At 67.5% G+C, this 16,116-nt stretch carries 13 protein-coding genes; 6 read left to right on the top strand and 7 right to left on the bottom strand.

Features of this window, described 5'->3' with window-relative positions:
* Nucleotides 1–103 precede the first annotated feature (103 nt).
* A complete protein-coding gene (locus IAI54_RS00275; RefSeq protein ID WP_187970476.1) occupies nucleotides 104–811 on the top strand; it encodes a hypothetical protein in 708 nt (235 codons plus the stop codon).
* Nucleotides 808–1,803, top strand: coding sequence for a hypothetical protein (locus tag IAI54_RS00270; RefSeq protein ID WP_187970475.1), 996 nt, complete (start codon nucleotides 808–810; stop codon nucleotides 1,801–1,803). The genes IAI54_RS00275 and IAI54_RS00270 overlap by 4 nt, the downstream gene beginning before the upstream one ends.
* A 4-nt stretch (nucleotides 1,804–1,807) precedes the next feature.
* Here the strand turns inward: IAI54_RS00270 and IAI54_RS00265 are convergent, their stop codons facing one another.
* The 4 genes from IAI54_RS00265 to IAI54_RS00250 all read right to left on the bottom strand — a co-directional run bounded on the left by IAI54_RS00265 (nucleotide 1,808) and on the right by IAI54_RS00250 (nucleotide 8,748).
* The gene (locus tag IAI54_RS00265; RefSeq protein WP_187970474.1) at nucleotides 1,808–4,960 is read right to left on the bottom strand and encodes an efflux RND transporter permease subunit; all 3,153 of its coding nucleotides are present in this window, start codon (nucleotides 4,958–4,960) and stop codon (nucleotides 1,808–1,810) included.
* Nucleotides 4,957–6,177, bottom strand: a complete 1,221-nt coding sequence (locus IAI54_RS00260) for an efflux RND transporter periplasmic adaptor subunit (RefSeq protein WP_187970473.1) — start codon at nucleotides 6,175–6,177, stop codon at nucleotides 4,957–4,959. Before IAI54_RS00260 ends, IAI54_RS00265 begins: the two co-directional genes overlap by 4 nt.
* 38 nt (nucleotides 6,178–6,215) lie before the next feature.
* A complete protein-coding gene (locus IAI54_RS00255) occupies nucleotides 6,216–6,908 on the bottom strand; it encodes a TetR/AcrR family transcriptional regulator (RefSeq protein WP_235679204.1) in 693 nt (230 codons plus the stop codon).
* A gap of 313 nt (nucleotides 6,909–7,221) precedes the next feature.
* Nucleotides 7,222–8,748: a cryptochrome/photolyase family protein gene (locus IAI54_RS00250; RefSeq protein WP_187970472.1), complete on the bottom strand. Its 1,527-nt coding sequence runs from the start codon at nucleotides 8,746–8,748 to the stop codon at nucleotides 7,222–7,224.
* Between the two features lie 133 nt (nucleotides 8,749–8,881).
* On the opposite strand from IAI54_RS00250, the gene IAI54_RS00245 reads away from it, so the two are divergent.
* The 3 genes from IAI54_RS00245 to IAI54_RS00235 all read left to right on the top strand — a co-directional run bounded on the left by IAI54_RS00245 (nucleotide 8,882) and on the right by IAI54_RS00235 (nucleotide 10,491).
* On the top strand, nucleotides 8,882–9,472 hold the full coding sequence (locus IAI54_RS00245) for a peptidase inhibitor family I36 protein (RefSeq protein WP_187970471.1): 591 nt from the start codon (nucleotides 8,882–8,884) through the stop codon (nucleotides 9,470–9,472).
* A 61-nt stretch (nucleotides 9,473–9,533) separates the two neighbouring features.
* A complete protein-coding gene (locus tag IAI54_RS00240) occupies nucleotides 9,534–9,998 on the top strand; it encodes a RidA family protein (RefSeq protein WP_187970470.1) in 465 nt (154 codons plus the stop codon).
* Nucleotides 9,999–10,236: 238 nt separating this feature from the next.
* A complete protein-coding gene (locus tag IAI54_RS00235; protein WP_187970469.1) occupies nucleotides 10,237–10,491 on the top strand; it encodes a type II toxin-antitoxin system Phd/YefM family antitoxin in 255 nt (84 codons plus the stop codon).
* 133 nt (nucleotides 10,492–10,624) lie between these two features.
* On the opposite strand, the gene IAI54_RS00230 is transcribed toward IAI54_RS00235, so the two are convergent.
* Both IAI54_RS00230 and parC read right to left on the bottom strand, forming a co-directional pair.
* Entirely contained in the window at nucleotides 10,625–11,473 is an 849-nt protein-coding gene (locus IAI54_RS00230; RefSeq protein ID WP_187970468.1) for a hypothetical protein, read from the bottom strand.
* Nucleotides 11,474–11,554: 81 nt separating this feature from the next.
* The gene (parC, locus tag IAI54_RS00225; protein WP_187970467.1) at nucleotides 11,555–13,843 is read right to left on the bottom strand and encodes a DNA topoisomerase IV subunit A; all 2,289 of its coding nucleotides are present in this window, start codon (nucleotides 13,841–13,843) and stop codon (nucleotides 11,555–11,557) included.
* A 235-nt stretch (nucleotides 13,844–14,078) separates the two neighbouring features.
* On the opposite strand from parC, the gene IAI54_RS00220 reads away from it, so the two are divergent.
* The gene (locus IAI54_RS00220; protein WP_187970466.1) at nucleotides 14,079–15,263 is read left to right on the top strand and encodes a hypothetical protein; all 1,185 of its coding nucleotides are present in this window, start codon (nucleotides 14,079–14,081) and stop codon (nucleotides 15,261–15,263) included.
* Nucleotides 15,264–15,467: 204 nt separating this feature from the next.
* Here IAI54_RS00220 and IAI54_RS00215 read toward each other — a convergent pair whose 3' ends face one another.
* Nucleotides 15,468–16,115: a pyroglutamyl-peptidase I gene (locus IAI54_RS00215; RefSeq protein WP_187970465.1), complete on the bottom strand. Its 648-nt coding sequence runs from the start codon at nucleotides 16,113–16,115 to the stop codon at nucleotides 15,468–15,470.
* Nucleotide 16,116 lies beyond the last annotated feature (1 nt).

The raw sequence follows: 16,116 nt of genomic DNA, 5'->3' as shown, positions 1-16,116 counted from the left end.
TTCTCTGCCCATCACGGCAGGGTTGCGACCGGCTCGGCACGGCCGGCGCCGGCTTCCGCCGGACGCAGCGACCACTCGACCCCCTCCCGGAGGCGACCCGACGATGATCGACGGCCCGGCCGCCTGGCTGCTCGTCCTCGACCACCAGTTCCTTGCCCCGCTCGTGGGCGCGACCACGCTCGGCCTTTCCGCGCTCACCTTCGAGCCTGCTGCCTTCCGCGCCGCCGCGACACCCGCGGGACGCGATCTCGCGCTGCTTCTCGCCTTTCTCGCGGGGGTCTCGCAGGCGGCCGGACACGGGCTCGTGCTGTTCCTCAACCGGGTGCCCCTCGCCCGCTTCGCGCTCAGCCTCGTCCTGATGGCCTTCATCTATGTGGCCAGCGCCGTCGTCACCGCCGTCACGACCACGCTTGCCGTCGACTACGCATTCCGGCGGGAGGTCGCCTACGGGCCGGTGATCGGCATCATCGCGCTCGCGCAGGCGCCACGGCTCTTCGGCATCCTGACGCTCGCGCCCTATTTCGGCGAGGCGCTCAGCCGGCTGCTCGACGTGCTGGTCTTCGGGCTGATCCTGTTCGGCCTCTACCACGGCATCGGCATTCCGGTCGGAATTGCCGCGATGGCGGCCTTCCTCGGCTGGGCAGCGATCCGGCTGATGTCGCTGCTGTTCGGGCGGCCGCTCGGCCGGGCGATCGACGGGCTGCGCCATGCCGTGGCCGGCGGGGCCTTCACGGTGACGCCCCAGAACCTCGCCGAGCACCTCAAGGGCCAGGCCCGCAAGCTCACCCCCGGTCGCAAGCCCCGCGAATGACCGGCGTCCTCGACCACGTCGTCCTGCTCGGGCTGCTGATCTTCGTGGTCTCCACGATCATGGCTCCCTTCGAGACGCTCGGCTGGTGGGCGGGCTGGCTCGGACCGCACGAGGAGCCCGAACGGCAACAGACCGAGGACGGGCCGGCGCCCCGGCCGGACGACCCCGAGCCGCCGGCCGCGCCGCGCGCCCACGTCGTGTTCCTGTCGGGCATCGGCTCGATCTCCGGCGAGGATCAGGTCCCGACCGACGAGGTTTTCCTCACGCGGCTGCGGGCGAAGCTGCCGCGGCTGGCGATCGTGCACGACGTCTTCCCCTACGCGCCGTCCGGACGGCCGCTGTTCACCGGCCAGCGCGTCTTCCGCTGGCTCTGGCGCATCGCGCGACGCTGGCACGGCGCGCAGACCTTCCTGCTGCCGCCGATCCTGCACATGCGCAACATCTTCCAGGTGCTGGTGGCAGCCGACAACCGCTACGGCCCGATCTACGGCTACGGCCTGTCGCGCGTCATCCTCGACCGGCTGGTCGCCAACGGCTACCTTGCCAATGGCGGCGGGCCGATCATCCTGCTCGGATCGAGCGGCGGCGGCCAGATCGCCGTCAGCGCCGCGCCCTATCTCGGCGCCGCCACCGGAGCGCCGGTCTCGGTCGTGGCCTTCGGCGGCGTCATGGCCTCGGACCGCGGCGTGACGGAAACCGGCCGCCTGATCTCGCTCTACGGATCGCGCGACGCCGTCTACCGGCTCGCCCGGTTCGCCTTCCCGGGCCGATGGCCGGTCTTTGCGTCCTCGCACTGGAACCGGGCGCAGCGCGCGCACCGACTGGTCGAGCGGGACATCGGCCCGCTCCAGCACTCCGGCCGTGGCGGCTATCTCGACGACAGGTCGAGCTGGAACGGCGTCACCCATCTCGACCTGACGGTTCGCGAGGTCGGCGCCGCCATCCGCGCGGTCGTGGAAGAGACCGCGCGGGACTGTCTCGAGGCCGCCTGAGCCGCTATTCGGCTGCCAGCGGCATGGGCGGCGTCGACGGCCGGGCCGCAGCATGCGCCTCGTCCGCGGCATGCGCGGTCCCTGCTCCGTCCGCCTCGTCGCGCGCGTTGGGACGCAAGATCCACCGCGCCACCTTGCCGGTGAAGATCGAGGCATCGTCCATGATCGTGTACATGGACGGGATGAAGACCAGCGACAGCACGGTCGACACCAGGAGGCCGCCGATCACCGCCACGGCCATGGGCGCGCGGAACTCGCCGCCGTCGCCCAGCGCCAGCGCCGCCGGGATCATGCCCGCCGACATGGCGATCGTCGTCATGATGATCGGACGGGCCCGCTTGCGGCAGGCGTCCATGATGGCCTCGGCGCGCGGCACGCCGTGGCGCACCTCCTCGATGGCGAAGTCCACCAGCATGATGGCGTTCTTGGTCACGATGCCCATCAGCATCAGGATGCCGATGACGACCGGCATGGAGACCGCGGCGTTGGTCAGCCACAGCCCCGCCACCACGCCGCCGATCGACAGCGGCAACGAGCCGAGGATCGTCACCGAGTGGAAGATCGAGCCGAACAGGAGGATCAGCACCACCAGCACCAGCATCAGGCCGGTGATCATCGCCAGCGCGAAGCCCGCGAAGACCTCGCCCATGATCTCGGCGTCGCCGGTCTCCTGGACGCGCACCCCGGCCGGCAGGTTCTTCACCAGCGGCAGGTCGTTGACGAGCGCCAGGCCCTCGCCGATCTCGTAGCCCGGGGCCATGTCGGCGCCGATGACGACGCGGCGCTCGCGGTTGAAGCGCTGGATCGACGACGGACCCTGGCCGTAGCTGATCTCGGCGACCGACGACAGCGGCACCGTCCCCCCGGTCGCCGTCGGCACCGGCAGCGCGCTGACGACAGCGAGATCGTGGCGCGATGCTTCGTCGATCTGGACCCGGATCGGAATCTGCCGGTCGCCCACCGTATACTTGGCGAGGTTGGCGTCGACGTCGCCGATGGTGGCGATGCGCAGGGTCTCGGCCAGCGTCGCCGTCGAGATGCCGAGCTCCGACAGACGGTCGAGATCGGGCCTGACGATCACCTCGGGCCGGTCCAGCGCGGCATTGGACGTGATCGCCCGGTACTTGCCGGTCTGCGCCATCGCGGTCTGGATCGCGCGCGCCGTCTCGTCGAGCAGCGCGCCGTCGGTGCCCATGACGCCGAATTCGAGCGCGCGCTGGCCCCGGTCGTTGACGAAATAGACGCGCAGGTCCGGCACCGCCTCGAGCTTCGTCAGGAGGATCTCCTCGATCTGCTCCTGCTTGATGTCGCGCTCCGACTTGTGGACGAGATCGGCGATCACCGTCGCGCGGCGCGGCTCCAGCGTGCCGGTCGGGCTCGCTCCGCCGATGACATAGACGTTCTCGACCTCCGGCAGTTCACGCATGATGTCGGTGACGCGGTCCGTGGTCGAGCGGGTTTCCTCCAGCAGCGTGCCGGGCGGAAGCTCGAGCGAAAACACGATGCGGCTCGCGTCCTCCTTCGGGATGAAGCCGGACGGCAGCAGGCCGATCGCGTACATGGAGCCGGCGAAGAAGCCGACGCCGGCGAGCATCGTCAGCCAGCGGAAGCGCAGCGACGTCGACAGGAAGGCGAGGTAGCCGCGCATGATGGCGCCGGGCTTCGGCTCCTCGTGGCCATGGCCGCGCAGGAAGTAGGCGGCGAGCATGGGCGTGATGAGGCGCGCGACCAGCAGCGAGAAGAACACCGCAACCGCCACCGTCAGGCCGAACTGCTTGAAGTACTGGCCGGCCACGCCGCCCATGAAGGAAACCGGCGCGAAGACGGCCATGATGGTCGCCGAGATCGCGATGACGGCGAGGCCGATCTCGTCGGCCGCCTCCAGCGAGGCGCGGTAGGGCGACTTGCCGAGCTTGATGTGCCGGACGATGTTCTCGATCTCGACGATCGCATCGTCGACCAGAATGCCGACCACCAGCGTGATGCCGAGCAGGCTGACGAGGTTGAGCGAGAAGCCCATCAGATCGAGCGCCCAGAAGGTCGGGATGGCCGACAGCGGCAGGGCCGAGGCCGCCACCAGCGTCGCCCGGAAATCGCGCAGGAAGAGGAACACCACCACGACCGCCAGGACGGCGCCCTCGACCAGCGTCTCCATCGCCGAATCGTAATTGCCCTCGGTGTAGCTGACGGAATCGTCCACCAGCTCGATCGTCACGTTCGGGTTCTGCGCACTGAGTTCCGCGATCGCGGCCGTCGCGCGCTCGTTGACCTCGACGTCGCTCTCGCCCTTGCCGCGGAAGATGCCGAAGGACACCACGGTCTGGTTGTTCACCCGGGCGAAGGACTTCGGCTTCGCCCAGGAATCCGTCACCGTGGCGATGTCGGACAGGACGACGCGGCGCCCGCCGGCCAGCGGGATCTCGAGGCTGCGCAGCCCCTCGATGCTGCGGGTGCTGCCCAGCGTGCGGATGGTCTGGTCGCGGCCGCCGAACTCGCCGTTGCCGCCGGTCAGGTCGACGTTCGCCGCGCGCAGCGCCCGGTTGACGTCGCCTGCCGTGGCGCCGAGCGCCCGAAGCCTGTCCGGATCGATCTCGACCTTGATCTCGCGCGTCACGCCGCCGTTGCGGTCGACGCGCGCCACGCCCTTCAGGCCCTGGAGCTTGCGGATCACCACGTCGTCGACGAACCAGGACAGTTCTTCCAGCGTCATGGCCGGCGCCTGGACGGCATAGGTCAGGATCGCCTGGCCCTCGACGTCGACCCGGTTGATCAGCGGCTGGTCGGCGGTGGCCGGCAGGTCTCCGCGGATGCGCTCGACCGCGTCCTTGATGTCCTGGACGGCGGTCTGCGTCTCGACCTCCAGCCGGAACTCGATCACCGTCTGCGAATTGCCCTCGGTGATGGTCGAGACGACGTTCTTGACGCCGGTGACGTTGGCCACCGCGTCCTCGACGCGCTTGGTCACCTGCGTCTCGAGTTCGCTCGGGGCGACACCGGGGTCCTTCACGACCACCGAGACGAGCGGGATGTCGATGTTGGGGAAGCGCGTGATGGGCAGGCTGGCGAAGCTGTAGAGCCCGAGCGCCGTCAGCACGATGAAGAGAAGGACGGACGGAACCGGATTGCGGATCGACCAGGCCGAGAAATTCCAGTTCATTGGCTGACCGCTCCCGTCTCTTCGTCGCGAACCGGGGTGACGACGTCTCCGTCGGCCACGAAGGTGCCGGCGCGCGAGACGACCTCGTCTCCTGCCGCGATTCCCTCGACCACTTCGACGAAGCCCTCCGAGCGGACGCCGATCCGGACCGGGACGGTCGAGATGCGGCCCTCGGCCACCTTCTGGAGGAAGCCGTCGGTGCCGCGATAGACGAGTGCCGCCGACGGGACGGCGACGCCGTCCCGCCGCATCGTCTCGATGGCGCCGCGCGCGAAGTTGCCGGCGCGAACGACCTCGCTGTCGTCGAGGGCGATGCGGACGACGCCCATGCGCGTCGTCTGGTTGATCTCCGGCTCGATCTTGCGGACCGTGCCGGGAACCGGTCCGGACCCGCCGGCGACGCTGATTTCCGCCGGCATGCCAGCCTTCAGCCGTCCGAGCGAGGTCTCGGCGACGCTGGCGGAGAGCTCGAGGTCGCCGTCGATTGCGATGCGGAACAGTGCGCCGCCGCTCGCGCCGACGATGCCGCCGAGCGTGGCGTTCCGGTCGAGGATCAGGCCGTCGACCGGCGAGCGGACCTGCGTCTTCTCGATCTGAAGTTCGACGTTGCGTTTCTGCGCGTCGATGACGCCGAGCTGTGCGGTCGATGCGGCGAGCGCCTTGCGGGCGGATTCGAGCTTGGCCAACGCGCTGTCATAGGCGTTCACGGCATTGTCGAGCTGCGACTGGGCTGCGATGCCCTTCCTCTGCAGCTCGCGCGCCCGCTCCAGCGCTTCCGACGCCTGGCGCACACCGATCTCGGCATCGGTGATCTGGGCGGCAACCTGTGCGATGCTGGCTTCGGCCTGGGCGCGGTTGGCCTCAGCCTGCGCCAGCTGCGTGTCGAGCATGGAGCGGTCGAGCACGGCGAGAACCGCGCCCTTCTTCACGACATCTCCCTCGTCCGCCAGGAGTTCCTGGACGATCATGCCGGAGAGGTCGACCCCGACCGCGGCTTCCTGGCGGGGGACGATGCTGCCCGTCACCACCAGGGTTTCGACCAGTTCGCGCCTTTCGGCCGCCACCACGCGGATCGCGGGCGGTGCGGCGGTGCGGATCGCGGCGGCCGGCTCCGCCGCGGCAGACCCGTCGCTCTGGACGGTCTGGGCGTAGCCGTAGGCGGCGGCGCCGCCGAGGAGGGCGAGCGCAGTCAGGACAAGGATGCGGCTTTTCTTCATCGGGCGCCTCGGTGGCGTTGGAACGTTTCGGACGAGTTCTACGGGGTGGCAGGCAGATCGGATCGCAGGGCCGCAGCCCCGCCGGTCGGACGAAGCACGGCGATGGCGATGGTGCGGATGACGGTTTCCAGCCGGTCCAGGGAGACCCCCTGAGCGGGCAGATCGTTGATCGCCAGGCCTTCGCCGAAGGCGACCATGACCGGCAGGATGGTGTCGAGGTCGGCGCAGGGCGCGATCTCACCGCGGGCGATCGCCGCGCGGAGGAAGGAGCGGAAGCTCGCGTCGACATCCTTCATCGACATCTTGCAGGCAAAGTCGATGGCGTCGTTGCGCATCGATTCCGCGCGGATCTCGGCGAAGAGCGGCGCATTGCCGCTCTCGTGCATGTAGCGGATGTGGGCCATCGCGGCGGCCACGAAGCCGTCGACCACGTCACAGCCCTGCGTCAGGAGCGAGAAGATCTCGGCGTCGCGGCGCCGGTCGGCCTCGGTGATGGCCTCGATGATGGCTTCCTTCGACGGGAAGTAGCGGTACAGCGCGCCGGGGCTCATGCCGACCTCCGCGCAGATCTGCTGCATCGAGGCTCCCTGGAAGCCCGAGCGGACGAAGCAGGCCTTGGCCGCGTCGAGGATGCGCGCGACCTGCTGGTCGCGCCGCTCGCTGCGCGTCACCGCGGCGTCGGCCTCGACGTCGGCAATGGGATCGGCGGACTGGAGGAGAGGCATGGGCATCCGTTTATGCGAATGATCATTCGCGATTTAAGCGAATGATTGATCTCAGTCAAGATGCTGCACCGCAAAAGATGCATGGGCGGGCGAAGCCGTGCCCCTGCGGTTACAGCTGGCGATCCGGCCGGATCTCGGCAATGGCCGCGAATGTAAAGTTGTGTTGCTGCAGACAGGACGGTGGCAGGAGCGGTGGCAGAACCGGCGGGACATGCGGAGACAGTCTGCTGTTTTCCGATGAGCAACGCCCATCAGCCGGGCCGGAACGGCGCCGGATCGGTGAGCTGGCCCCGTATCTCCGCTCTCCGCCCTGCCGGCGTCAGCGCAGCGACGCCAGGAAGGTCGCGGCCGTCGCGCGCATGGCGGCGAGCTGCGCTGCGTCCATCCGGTCGAGCGTGGCGATCATCATCGCCATGCGGCGGTTGCCGGCGAAACGCCGGCGGTGGCGGGCGAGGAAATCCCAGTAGAGCGGGTTGAAGGGACAGGCATCCGGCCCGACGCGCTGCTTCACGTCGTAGCGGCAGGACCCGCAATAGTCGGACATCCGGTCGATATAGGCGCCCGACGCGGCATAGGGCTTCGAGGCGAGCAGGCCGCCGTCGGCGAACAGGATCATGCCGACGACGTTGGGCATCTCCACCCATTCGTAGGCGTCGTGGTAGACGAGGAGGTACCACTCCTGCACCGCGCGCGGGTCGAGCCCCGCGAGCAGGCAGAAATTGCCGATCACCATCAGCCGCTGGATATGGTGCGCATAGGCATTCGCCCTCGTTTCGCCGATCGCCTGCGCCAAGCAGTTCATCCCGGTCTCGCCGGTCCAGAAGAAATCCGGCAGCGGCCGGTCGGCGCCGAGCGCGTTCGAGGCAGCGTAGTCCGGCATCTTCAGCCAGTAGATGCCGCGCACGTACTCGCGCCAGCCGATGATCTGGCGGATGAAGCCCTCGACGGCGTTCAGCGGCGCGTGGCCGGCATGGAAGGCATCCTCGGCGCGGCGGCAGCATTCGGCGGGCAGAAGCAGGCCGCAATTGATCAGCGCCGACAGGTTCGAGTGGAACAGCAGCGGCTCGCCCGCGCGCATCGCGTCCTGATAGTCGCCATAGCGCGGCAGCGCGTTCTCCACGAACCAGTCGAGCGCCTTCAAGGCGTCCTCGCGGGTGACCGGGTAATCGAACGGCTCCAGGTCGCCGAAATGGCCGGCGAAGTCGCGGGCGACGAGGTCGAGCACGCGCCGCGTCTTCTCGTCCGGGGCAAATCGCGGGCGTTCGGGCACGGCGATCGTCTCCGGCAGCGGCTTGCGGTTCTCCTTGTCGAAGTTCCAGGCGCCGCCCTCGGGGTCCTTGCCGCGCATGAGGTACCCGGTCCTGCGCCGCATCTCGCGGTAGAAGAACTCCATGCGCAGGTCCTTGCGGCCCTCCGCCCAGTCGGCGAAATCCTGCGTGGAGCAGAGGAAGCGCTGGTCCTCGCGGATCTCGACCGGGCAGCCGAACAATTCGCTCCAGTCGGCCATCGCCTGCAGCACGCGCCACTCGCCGGGCTCGGTGACGACGATCCGCTCCGGCCGGTGCCTCTCCACCGCGCGCCGCAGCGCCTCCGTCAGGCTTACCGGCCCGCCCGCCTCGCCGAAGGCGGCATAGTCGATCGCGATCCCCTCCCCGCGCAGCCCGTCTGCGAAATGGCGCATCGCCGAGAAGAGGAACGCGATCTTCTTCCTGTGATGCGGCACGTAGGTCGCCTCCTCGCCGACCTCGGCCATGACGACGACATCGCGCGCCGGGTCGAGCCCGTCGAGGCTGGAGATCGACCGCGAGAGCTGGTCGCCGAGAATGAAGCGGAGCGTGCCGGGCATGGCGGGTGATATGGAGGCCGGCGCGCGAAGGTCGAGGGGCACGTTGCCGCGGATCCGTGGACCCGGCGCGGGCGCACCGATACGTTGCAGCCGGCGCGAAGCGCGCGTATTCTGGCCGAAACGAAGGATCGACATGAAGACCGTCTTCGCCGCATTCGCCCTGCTTCTCTCGCTGTTCACCGCCGGTGCGGCCCAGGGCGCCGACGCCTGCGTGCTCTTCGAGCATGCCGGCTTCGGCGGCAGGACGCTGTTCGTCCCGCCCAACGGCTCGGTGGCCCGCTTCGGTCCCTTCAACGACCGCCTCTCTTCGGTGCAGGTGCCGCCCGGCTGCCGCCTGACCATCCACGAGCACGTTGATTTCGGCGGTGCGTCGCTCAGCCTGTCCGGCGACGTCGGCTTCGTCGGCGAAACGTGGAACGACGAGGCCTCGTCGGCGAGCTGCGCCTGCCGTTTCGTCCAACAGCAGCCGCGCGGCTGCACGATGTATCGGGACGCCGGTTTCCGTGGCCGCGCGTACGAGCTTGCGCCCGGCGAACGGGTCCCGTTCGTGGGCCGCAACTGGAACGATCAGGCCTCGTCGGCCCGCGTGGAACCCGGATGCCGGCTCACCGTGTTCGAGCATGCGGACTTCCAGGGAGCCTCGCTGAGCCTGCGGCGCGACGCCGAGTATTTCGGCCACGACTGGAACGACCAGGTTTCGTCGGCCATGTGCTCCTGCCGCTGACCCCGGTCGCCGTGCACGACCGATGCCAGGCATCGCGACGGCAGAAGCAAGGAGACAGCCGATGCACAGACCCGTCGTCCCGCCCGCTCTGAAGGGCGTCTACGAGCAGTGGCACTTCGCGCCGGCGGTCGTAGCCAACGGCTTCGTCTTCTGCTCGGGCATCGTCGGCACCAGCCCCGGCGGCGAGACGCCGGGCGCCGACGGGCTCAGGGGCGCCGAGGCAACGCTTTCCGGCGCCGACGCGCCGCTCGCCGCGCTGATGGCGGTGAAGGACCCGGAAGCCCAGTTCGCCACCGCCTTCGAGGCGCTGAAGGCGATCCTCGCCGAGGCTGGCTGCGCCCTCTCCGACGTCGTCGAGATCACCACCTACCACGTCGACATCGCCCGCCACATGGAGACCTTCATGCGGGTACGCGACCGCTACCTGAGCGAACCCTGGCCGGCCTGGACGGCGATCGGGGTGAGCGAACTGATCGTGCCGGGGGGATTGATGGAGATCCGGGCAGTGGCGATGGTGCGGGGGTGAGCGGGCCGCCGTGAGCCCAACTTGTCCGAGGGGACGGCGAAGCGTATATCCTTCAATGAGCAGGTTGAGCGGGTTTCGAGCAGGACGGACGAGGATATGCGCGAGATCGGCGCCTTTGATGCAGGAAATAGGGGGACAGTTTACTTATTTCCGGCTACACTGCGTTTCCCAGAGACTGAATTCGATGGACGGAAATAAGTAAACTGTCCCCGTATTTCCTGCCGGAACGGACGTGGCCATGCGTGAGATCGGCACCTTCGACGCGGAAACCACTCTCGGCGCGCTGCTGGACCGCGTCGAGCAGGGCGAGGAAGGGGTGATCACCCGCAACGGCAAGCCCGTCGCCCGGCTCGTACCCGAAGGTGCGGCAAAGGATGGTCAGACCGCGCGGGCAGCGGCCGAGCGCATTCGAGCGCGCGCGAAGGACATTCCGCGCGACGAGGCGATCAGCATCGAGGAGTGGAAGCAATTCCGCAACGAGGGCCGCGCTTGACGCTGGTCCGAGAAAGCACGACGTGATCAACGTAGCTAACGCCACCGACCATTTCTCGACGTGTTCGATGACTGTTTTGCCGGTGCCGGTACACCCGCCATCGACAATGTGGATCGGGTAGCCAGTGAGGTCGCTACCGTATCGGGTTGTGAACGGGAGACAGGCCCACGCGGACGTTCATGTTTGCGGGAAGGTGCATACCCGCTTTGATTGCGACCGGCAGATGAACATTGATTTTGTCCTCTGGCTTCGCCAGTCGGATCACTTTCATGGCTCGGACCAGCAGGGCCATTATCGCAACCGCACCATGATCGTCGGCAGGATCACAAGCCATCGCGCCGAACGTTACGCTCACCGACTTCGCGTTTTTTTCCTCATCCCAGTGCAACCAGCCGACGCCAGACCCAATCTCTAGAACGGGAATCCACTCACCGGACTTCTCATCCTGAACGCTGAGTTTTGGCCATGAGCGGCCGACGCGGCATCCATGCTTGAAAGCGTTGTAGACGGACTTCTTCGTGAATAACGCAGCCTGCACGGTGATGAACTTGATAACGTCATCGTCCAAGATATTTTCCGTTCCGGGACGGCCCCAGAACTTTGCGGCGAGCCATTTGTCGAAGTCGGTAACGCCACTAACTTCTAGCGTTGAGGGTATTTCTCTTCTGGCAACAGCCTCCACGGCTTCGTTGAATTCCCTGCCGAAGGATTTCTTGGCGTATCGTGGAACCGGACCATGGGGAAAGCTGCCAAGCAGCACTGTAAGCAGGGTTTCGATGGCATGAAAGCGTATGAACATCAGCGCCGACGCTTTCATTTCATCCATCCCGTCGAGCAATTCAGCACCGAAGCTGGTATCTTTGCTCGACATCTCATCGAGCTGGAAATGCTGAGTAATGTCCTTCACGTACCGGATGCAGCTTGACTGCTTGAGATGGTAGAGCGGATCAATCTGTGACCAGAAAAGTTTATCTATATTCATGCGCCATCCCTCCCGCCGATTATCACAATATCGGCAAAGACGATGCAAAACCATGTGGCAGGTGACGGCTGCAATATCCCCTTACCCGAACTTCCCCGTCCTTGGAAATCCCTTCGGCACCATCCGCCCGGCGGCCGCCCGGTCGCCGGTCCATTCCACGAGGTCGGCCCTGCCCTTGACGAAGGCGCGGCCGGCGGAGTCGGTCCAGGTCAGGCCCTTGTCGATCTCGAAGGTCTTGATGTCTGACACGCCGCCGTCCTTGTAGCGCTGCAGGCGCACGCCCTTGCCGCGGGTCATCTCGGGGATCTGGGCGAGCGGGAAGACCAGCAGCTTGCGGTTCTCGCCGACGATGGCGACGTGGTCGCCGGTCACCGGCAGGCAGCGGGCGGCCTCGTCGGGCGTCTTGACGTTCATCACCTGCTTGCCCTTGCGGGTGTTGGCGGCGACCTCTCCCTCGGGCACCACGAAACCGTATCCCTCGTGCGAGGCGACGAGCAGGCGACGCTCGGGATCGTGGACGAAGGCGGTGACGATGTCCTGGTCGTTCTCCATGTCGACGATGATGCGGATCGGCTCGCCATGGCCGCGCCCGCCGGGCAGCCGGTCGGCGCCGATGGTGTAGAACTTGCCGCCGGTGGTCAGCACCAGGATCTTGTCGGTGGTCTGGGCGTGGAAGGCGAGCTTGAGCTTGTCGCCCTCCTTGAAGGCGAGGCCGTCGAACTCGGCCAGATGGCCCTTCAGCGCCCGCAGCCAGCCCTTTTCCGACACGACGACGGTGATCGGCTCCTTCTCGATCATCGCCTGCTGGATGTGGCTCTCGTCGTGCTCGGGCGCGTCGGCGAACTGGGTGCGGCGGCGGCCGAGGTCGGTGTGCGAGCCGAAGCGGTCGCGCAGCTTCTCCACCTCCCAGCGGATCGTCTTCCACTGCTTGGCGTCCGAGGCGAGCAGCGCCTCGATCTGCGCCTTCTCCTTGGTCAGAGTGTCGAATTCGGTCTTGATCTCGAATTCCTCGAGCTTGCGCAGCGCGCGCAGGCGAAGGTTGAGGATGGCTTCTGCCTGGGTGTCGGTGAGGTTCCACCGCACCATCATGACGGGCTTCGGCTCGTCCTCCTCGCGGATGATGCGGATCACCTCGTCGATGTTGAGATAGGCGATCAGGTAGCCGCCGAGGATCTCCAGCCGCCGCTCGATCTCGGCCAGCCGGTGCTTCGACCGGCGGACCAGCACCTCCTTGCGGTGGTCGAGCCACTGCTGCAGCGCTTCCTTCAGCGACAGCACGTTCGGCACGCGGCCGCGCGACAGGACGTTCATGTTGAGCGGAAAGCGGTTCTCCAGCTCGGAGAGCTTGAACAGCGATTCCATCAGGATCGCCGGGTCGACCGTGCGGCTTTTCGGCACCAGCACCACGCGCACGTCCTCGGCGCTCTCGTCGCGCACGTCCTCCAGCAGCGGCAGCTTGCGCGCCATCAGGAGCTCGGCGATCTTCTCGATCAGCTTGGCCTTCTGCACGCCGTAGGGAATCTCGGTGACGACGATCTGCCAGGTGCCGCGGCCCTGGTCCTCGACCGTCCACTTCGCCCGGACGCGGAACGAGCCGCGGCCGGTCCTGTAGGCCTCCACGATCGACGGCCACCGGTCGACGATGATGCCGCCGGTCGGAAAGTCCGGCCCGCGCACCATGTTCTCGTCGGCATCCTCCGGATGCGGGTCCTTGGTCAGAAGGTCCTCGACCGTGCAGTCTGGGTGGTCGATCAGGTGCAGGCAGGCCTTGGCGAGTTCGGCCACGTTGTGCGGCGGGATCGAGGTGGCCATGCCGACAGCGATCCCGGTCGAGCCGTTGGCGAGCAGGTTCGGGAAGGCGCCGGGCAGGACCGTCGGCTCCTCGTTCTCCTCGTTGTAGGTCGGGCGGAAATCGACCGCGTCCTCGGTGATGCCGGACAGGAGGTCCGTCGCCGCCACCGTCATGCGCGCCTCGGTGTAGCGCATGGCGGCCGCGTTATCGCCGTCGATGTTGCCGAAATTGCCCTGGCCGTCGACCAGCGGGTAACGCACCGAGAAGGGCTGGGCGAGCCGCACCAGCGCGTCGTAGATCGACTGGTCGCCATGCGGGTGGAACTTGCCCATCACCTCGCCGACGATCGAGGCGCATTTGGCGAAGCGCTGGTCGGGATTGAGCCTGAGCAGGCGCATGGCATGCACGATGCGGCGGTGCACCGGCTTCATGCCGTCGCGCACGTCGGGCAGCGCCCGGTGCATGATCGTCGACAGCGCATAGGCCAGATAGCGCTCCTCGAGCGCTTTCTTCAGGTCGACGGGCTCGATGCCTGAACTGTCATCGCCGGAGTCCGGCGGCGTCTGGGATTTCGACATGTCCGGCAGTTATCGAATCAGGCGATTCGGAGCAAGCGAGAGCCAGTCTTCGTCAAGCCTTTCCGACAATGCCGCGCGATCGTCTTCCATCGGCGCAACGGCCGATCCGACTTGCCATTCCGAAAGTGGCGAAGTTTACAGAAGGCCGACGCAATCTGCAGCTAGACATCATCCTGACGATTTCGGCGTCGACCATTCGGACAGCGCGCAGGCGCGACCAACTCAGGGAACCAACATGACGTACCTCAAGTCGAAACTTCGCAGCCTCGCCGTGAGCGGCCTCGTGCTCGCCGCCATGCCCCACGTCGCCCATGCACAGAGCGCGGACGAGGTCGGCCAGCGGATCAAGGCGCTGCTGACCGCCCAGGGGCTGCAGCTCTCCTGGAGCGGGATCGCCGAGCAGAACGGCGGTTTCGTCCTGCAGGGCGTCAGCGCCTCCGCGGAGGGCGTCGAGGGCAGCGCGCCGATCGGCGACATCACGCTGTCGGGCATCAGCCGGGACGGCGACACCATCGTCGTCGCGGAGGTGACGATGCCGAACTACGCCTACACGGAAGACGGCATGTCGCTTTCCATCGAGGGCATCGCGATGACCGGGCTGCAGCTGCCGGAGGCGGATGCCTCGGATCCGATGAACACGCTGATGGTCTATGACACGGCGGACGTCGGCCGGATGTCGTTTTCGGCCGGCGGCCAGGAGATCTTCTCGATGAGCCAGGTGCACACCGAGACGGACACGGCCGACGACGGAACCATGGCCTTCGCGGCGGCGGTGGAAGAGTTCTTCGTCAATCTCGCGATGGTGGAAGATGCCCAGTCGAAGGCCGTCATCGACGCGCTCGGCTACCAGACGCTCAAGGGCTACATCGAGATGGCCGGCACCTACAATCCGCAGGACGGCCGCATGGTCCTCGACCAGTACGACACCTCGATCGCGAACGCCGGCACGCTCGGCATGACGGTCGACATCAGCGGCTACACGCCGCAGTTCATCCAGGCGCTGCGCGAGATGCAGGCGAAGATGTCGGCGAGCGAAGGCCAGGACCAGTCGGTGCAGAGCATGGCCATGCTCGGCCTGATGCAGCAGATCAACCTGCACGGCGCCACCCTGCGCTTCGAGGACGACAGCCTGACGGAGAAGGTGCTGTCCTTCGTGGCCGCCCAGCAGGGCGTCCAGCCGGCCGACATCAAGAACCAGGCCAAGGCCGTGCTGCCCTTCGCTCTGGCCCAGGTCGGCGATCCGGACCTGACGGCCACGGTGAGCGCGGCAGTCAACGCCTTCCTCGACAACCCGCAGAGCCTGGAAGTCAGCCTCGAGCCCGAGAACCCGCTCCCCTTCGCCCTCGTCGCCGCCAGCGCCATGACCGCCCCGCAGGCGCTGCCCAAGCAGCTGGGATTCGGGATCGTGGCGAACGAGTAGGGATTTGGGCAGTCGGCAGTAGGCAGTCGGGGTCGGGAGCAGCGGACGACACGTCGCAAGTGGTCTGCCCGAAGTCGAGAATCCCGACTGCCGACTGCCCTCAGTGCTACCGCAGCAGCTGGAACTCCGGATCGCGGCGAACGAGTGCGGCAGTCGGGCGTCGGAGTCAGCGGACGGCCCGTCGGGCAAACGGTCTGCCTCAGGTCAAAACCCCGACTGCCGACTGCCGACTGCCGACTGCCCCTCCCCCACGCACTCCCCCACCACCGCCAGCGCGCCGGCCATCAGGCCGGCGTCGCTGAACGGGAAGCCGGGTCCCTCGCCCGTCAGGGGCACGTGGACGAAGCCGCTCATGGCGGGCGTGAAGCCGTCGCAGGCGTGGGCGCGCGAGAGCATGAAGACGGTGTTGCAGAGATAGCCGCCAGCATCGTCCGACCATTCGACCGGCAGGCCCATCTCTGCCAGCCGCCGCGCGATCGCCTCCAGCGGCAGGCCGGAGGGCAGCGTGTCCGGTCCCGCGCAGACCTTGCCGGCCGCGCGCAGAATCCCCGCATTGTCCGGCCGGTCGGCCTCGAAGCGGTTGCGCGCCAGCCGCTCCAGCCGGAAGCCGGCGCATTCGGTGGCGAGGCCGAAATGGATGGCGACGTCGGGCGCGAAGTCGCGGCCGATCGCCGAGAGCCGCGGGCCGACCGCGTCGTAGTCGACCGGCAGAACCTCGGCGCGGAGGGCCGCCATGCCGTCGAGCGCGGGCGGGGCCGCTCGCAGCGCCGCCACCAGCCGTTCCGTCGGGTTGACCGGCGCGCCCGGAAAGGGCTCGAAGCCGGTCACCAGGACGCGCAGGCCGGCGGCCATC

This window comes from Aquibium microcysteis (assembly GCF_014495845.1).
Taxonomy (GTDB): domain Bacteria; phylum Pseudomonadota; class Alphaproteobacteria; order Rhizobiales; family Rhizobiaceae; genus Aquibium; species Aquibium microcysteis.
This window is presented reverse-complemented; position numbering and strand designations above follow the sequence as displayed.

Excerpts from the sequence above, each read along its gene's own strand:
- IAI54_RS00275 (WP_187970476.1), top strand. The coding sequence starts at position 104 with ATGATCGACGGCCCGGCCGCCTGGCTGCTCGTCCTCGACCACCAGTTC.
- IAI54_RS00270 (WP_187970475.1), top strand. The coding sequence starts at position 808 with ATGACCGGCGTCCTCGACCACGTCGTCCTGCTCGGGCTGCTGATCTTC.
- IAI54_RS00265 (WP_187970474.1), bottom strand. The coding sequence starts at position 4,960 with ATGAACTGGAATTTCTCGGCCTGGTCGATCCGCAATCCGGTTCCGTCC.
- IAI54_RS00260 (WP_187970473.1), bottom strand. The coding sequence starts at position 6,177 with ATGAAGAAAAGCCGCATCCTTGTCCTGACTGCGCTCGCCCTCCTCGGC.
- IAI54_RS00255 (WP_235679204.1), bottom strand. The coding sequence starts at position 6,908 with ATGCCCATGCCTCTCCTCCAGTCCGCCGATCCCATTGCCGACGTCGAG.
- IAI54_RS00250 (WP_187970472.1), bottom strand. The coding sequence starts at position 8,748 with ATGCCCGGCACGCTCCGCTTCATTCTCGGCGACCAGCTCTCGCGGTCG.
- IAI54_RS00245 (WP_187970471.1), top strand. The coding sequence starts at position 8,882 with ATGAAGACCGTCTTCGCCGCATTCGCCCTGCTTCTCTCGCTGTTCACC.
- IAI54_RS00240 (WP_187970470.1), top strand. The coding sequence starts at position 9,534 with ATGCACAGACCCGTCGTCCCGCCCGCTCTGAAGGGCGTCTACGAGCAG.
- IAI54_RS00235 (WP_187970469.1), top strand. The coding sequence starts at position 10,237 with ATGCGTGAGATCGGCACCTTCGACGCGGAAACCACTCTCGGCGCGCTG.
- IAI54_RS00230 (WP_187970468.1), bottom strand. The coding sequence starts at position 11,473 with ATGAATATAGATAAACTTTTCTGGTCACAGATTGATCCGCTCTACCAT.
- parC (WP_187970467.1), bottom strand. The coding sequence starts at position 13,843 with ATGTCGAAATCCCAGACGCCGCCGGACTCCGGCGATGACAGTTCAGGC.
- IAI54_RS00220 (WP_187970466.1), top strand. The coding sequence starts at position 14,079 with ATGACGTACCTCAAGTCGAAACTTCGCAGCCTCGCCGTGAGCGGCCTC.
- IAI54_RS00215 (WP_187970465.1), bottom strand. The coding sequence starts at position 16,115 with ATGGCCGCCGGCCTGCGCGTCCTGGTGACCGGCTTCGAGCCCTTTCCG.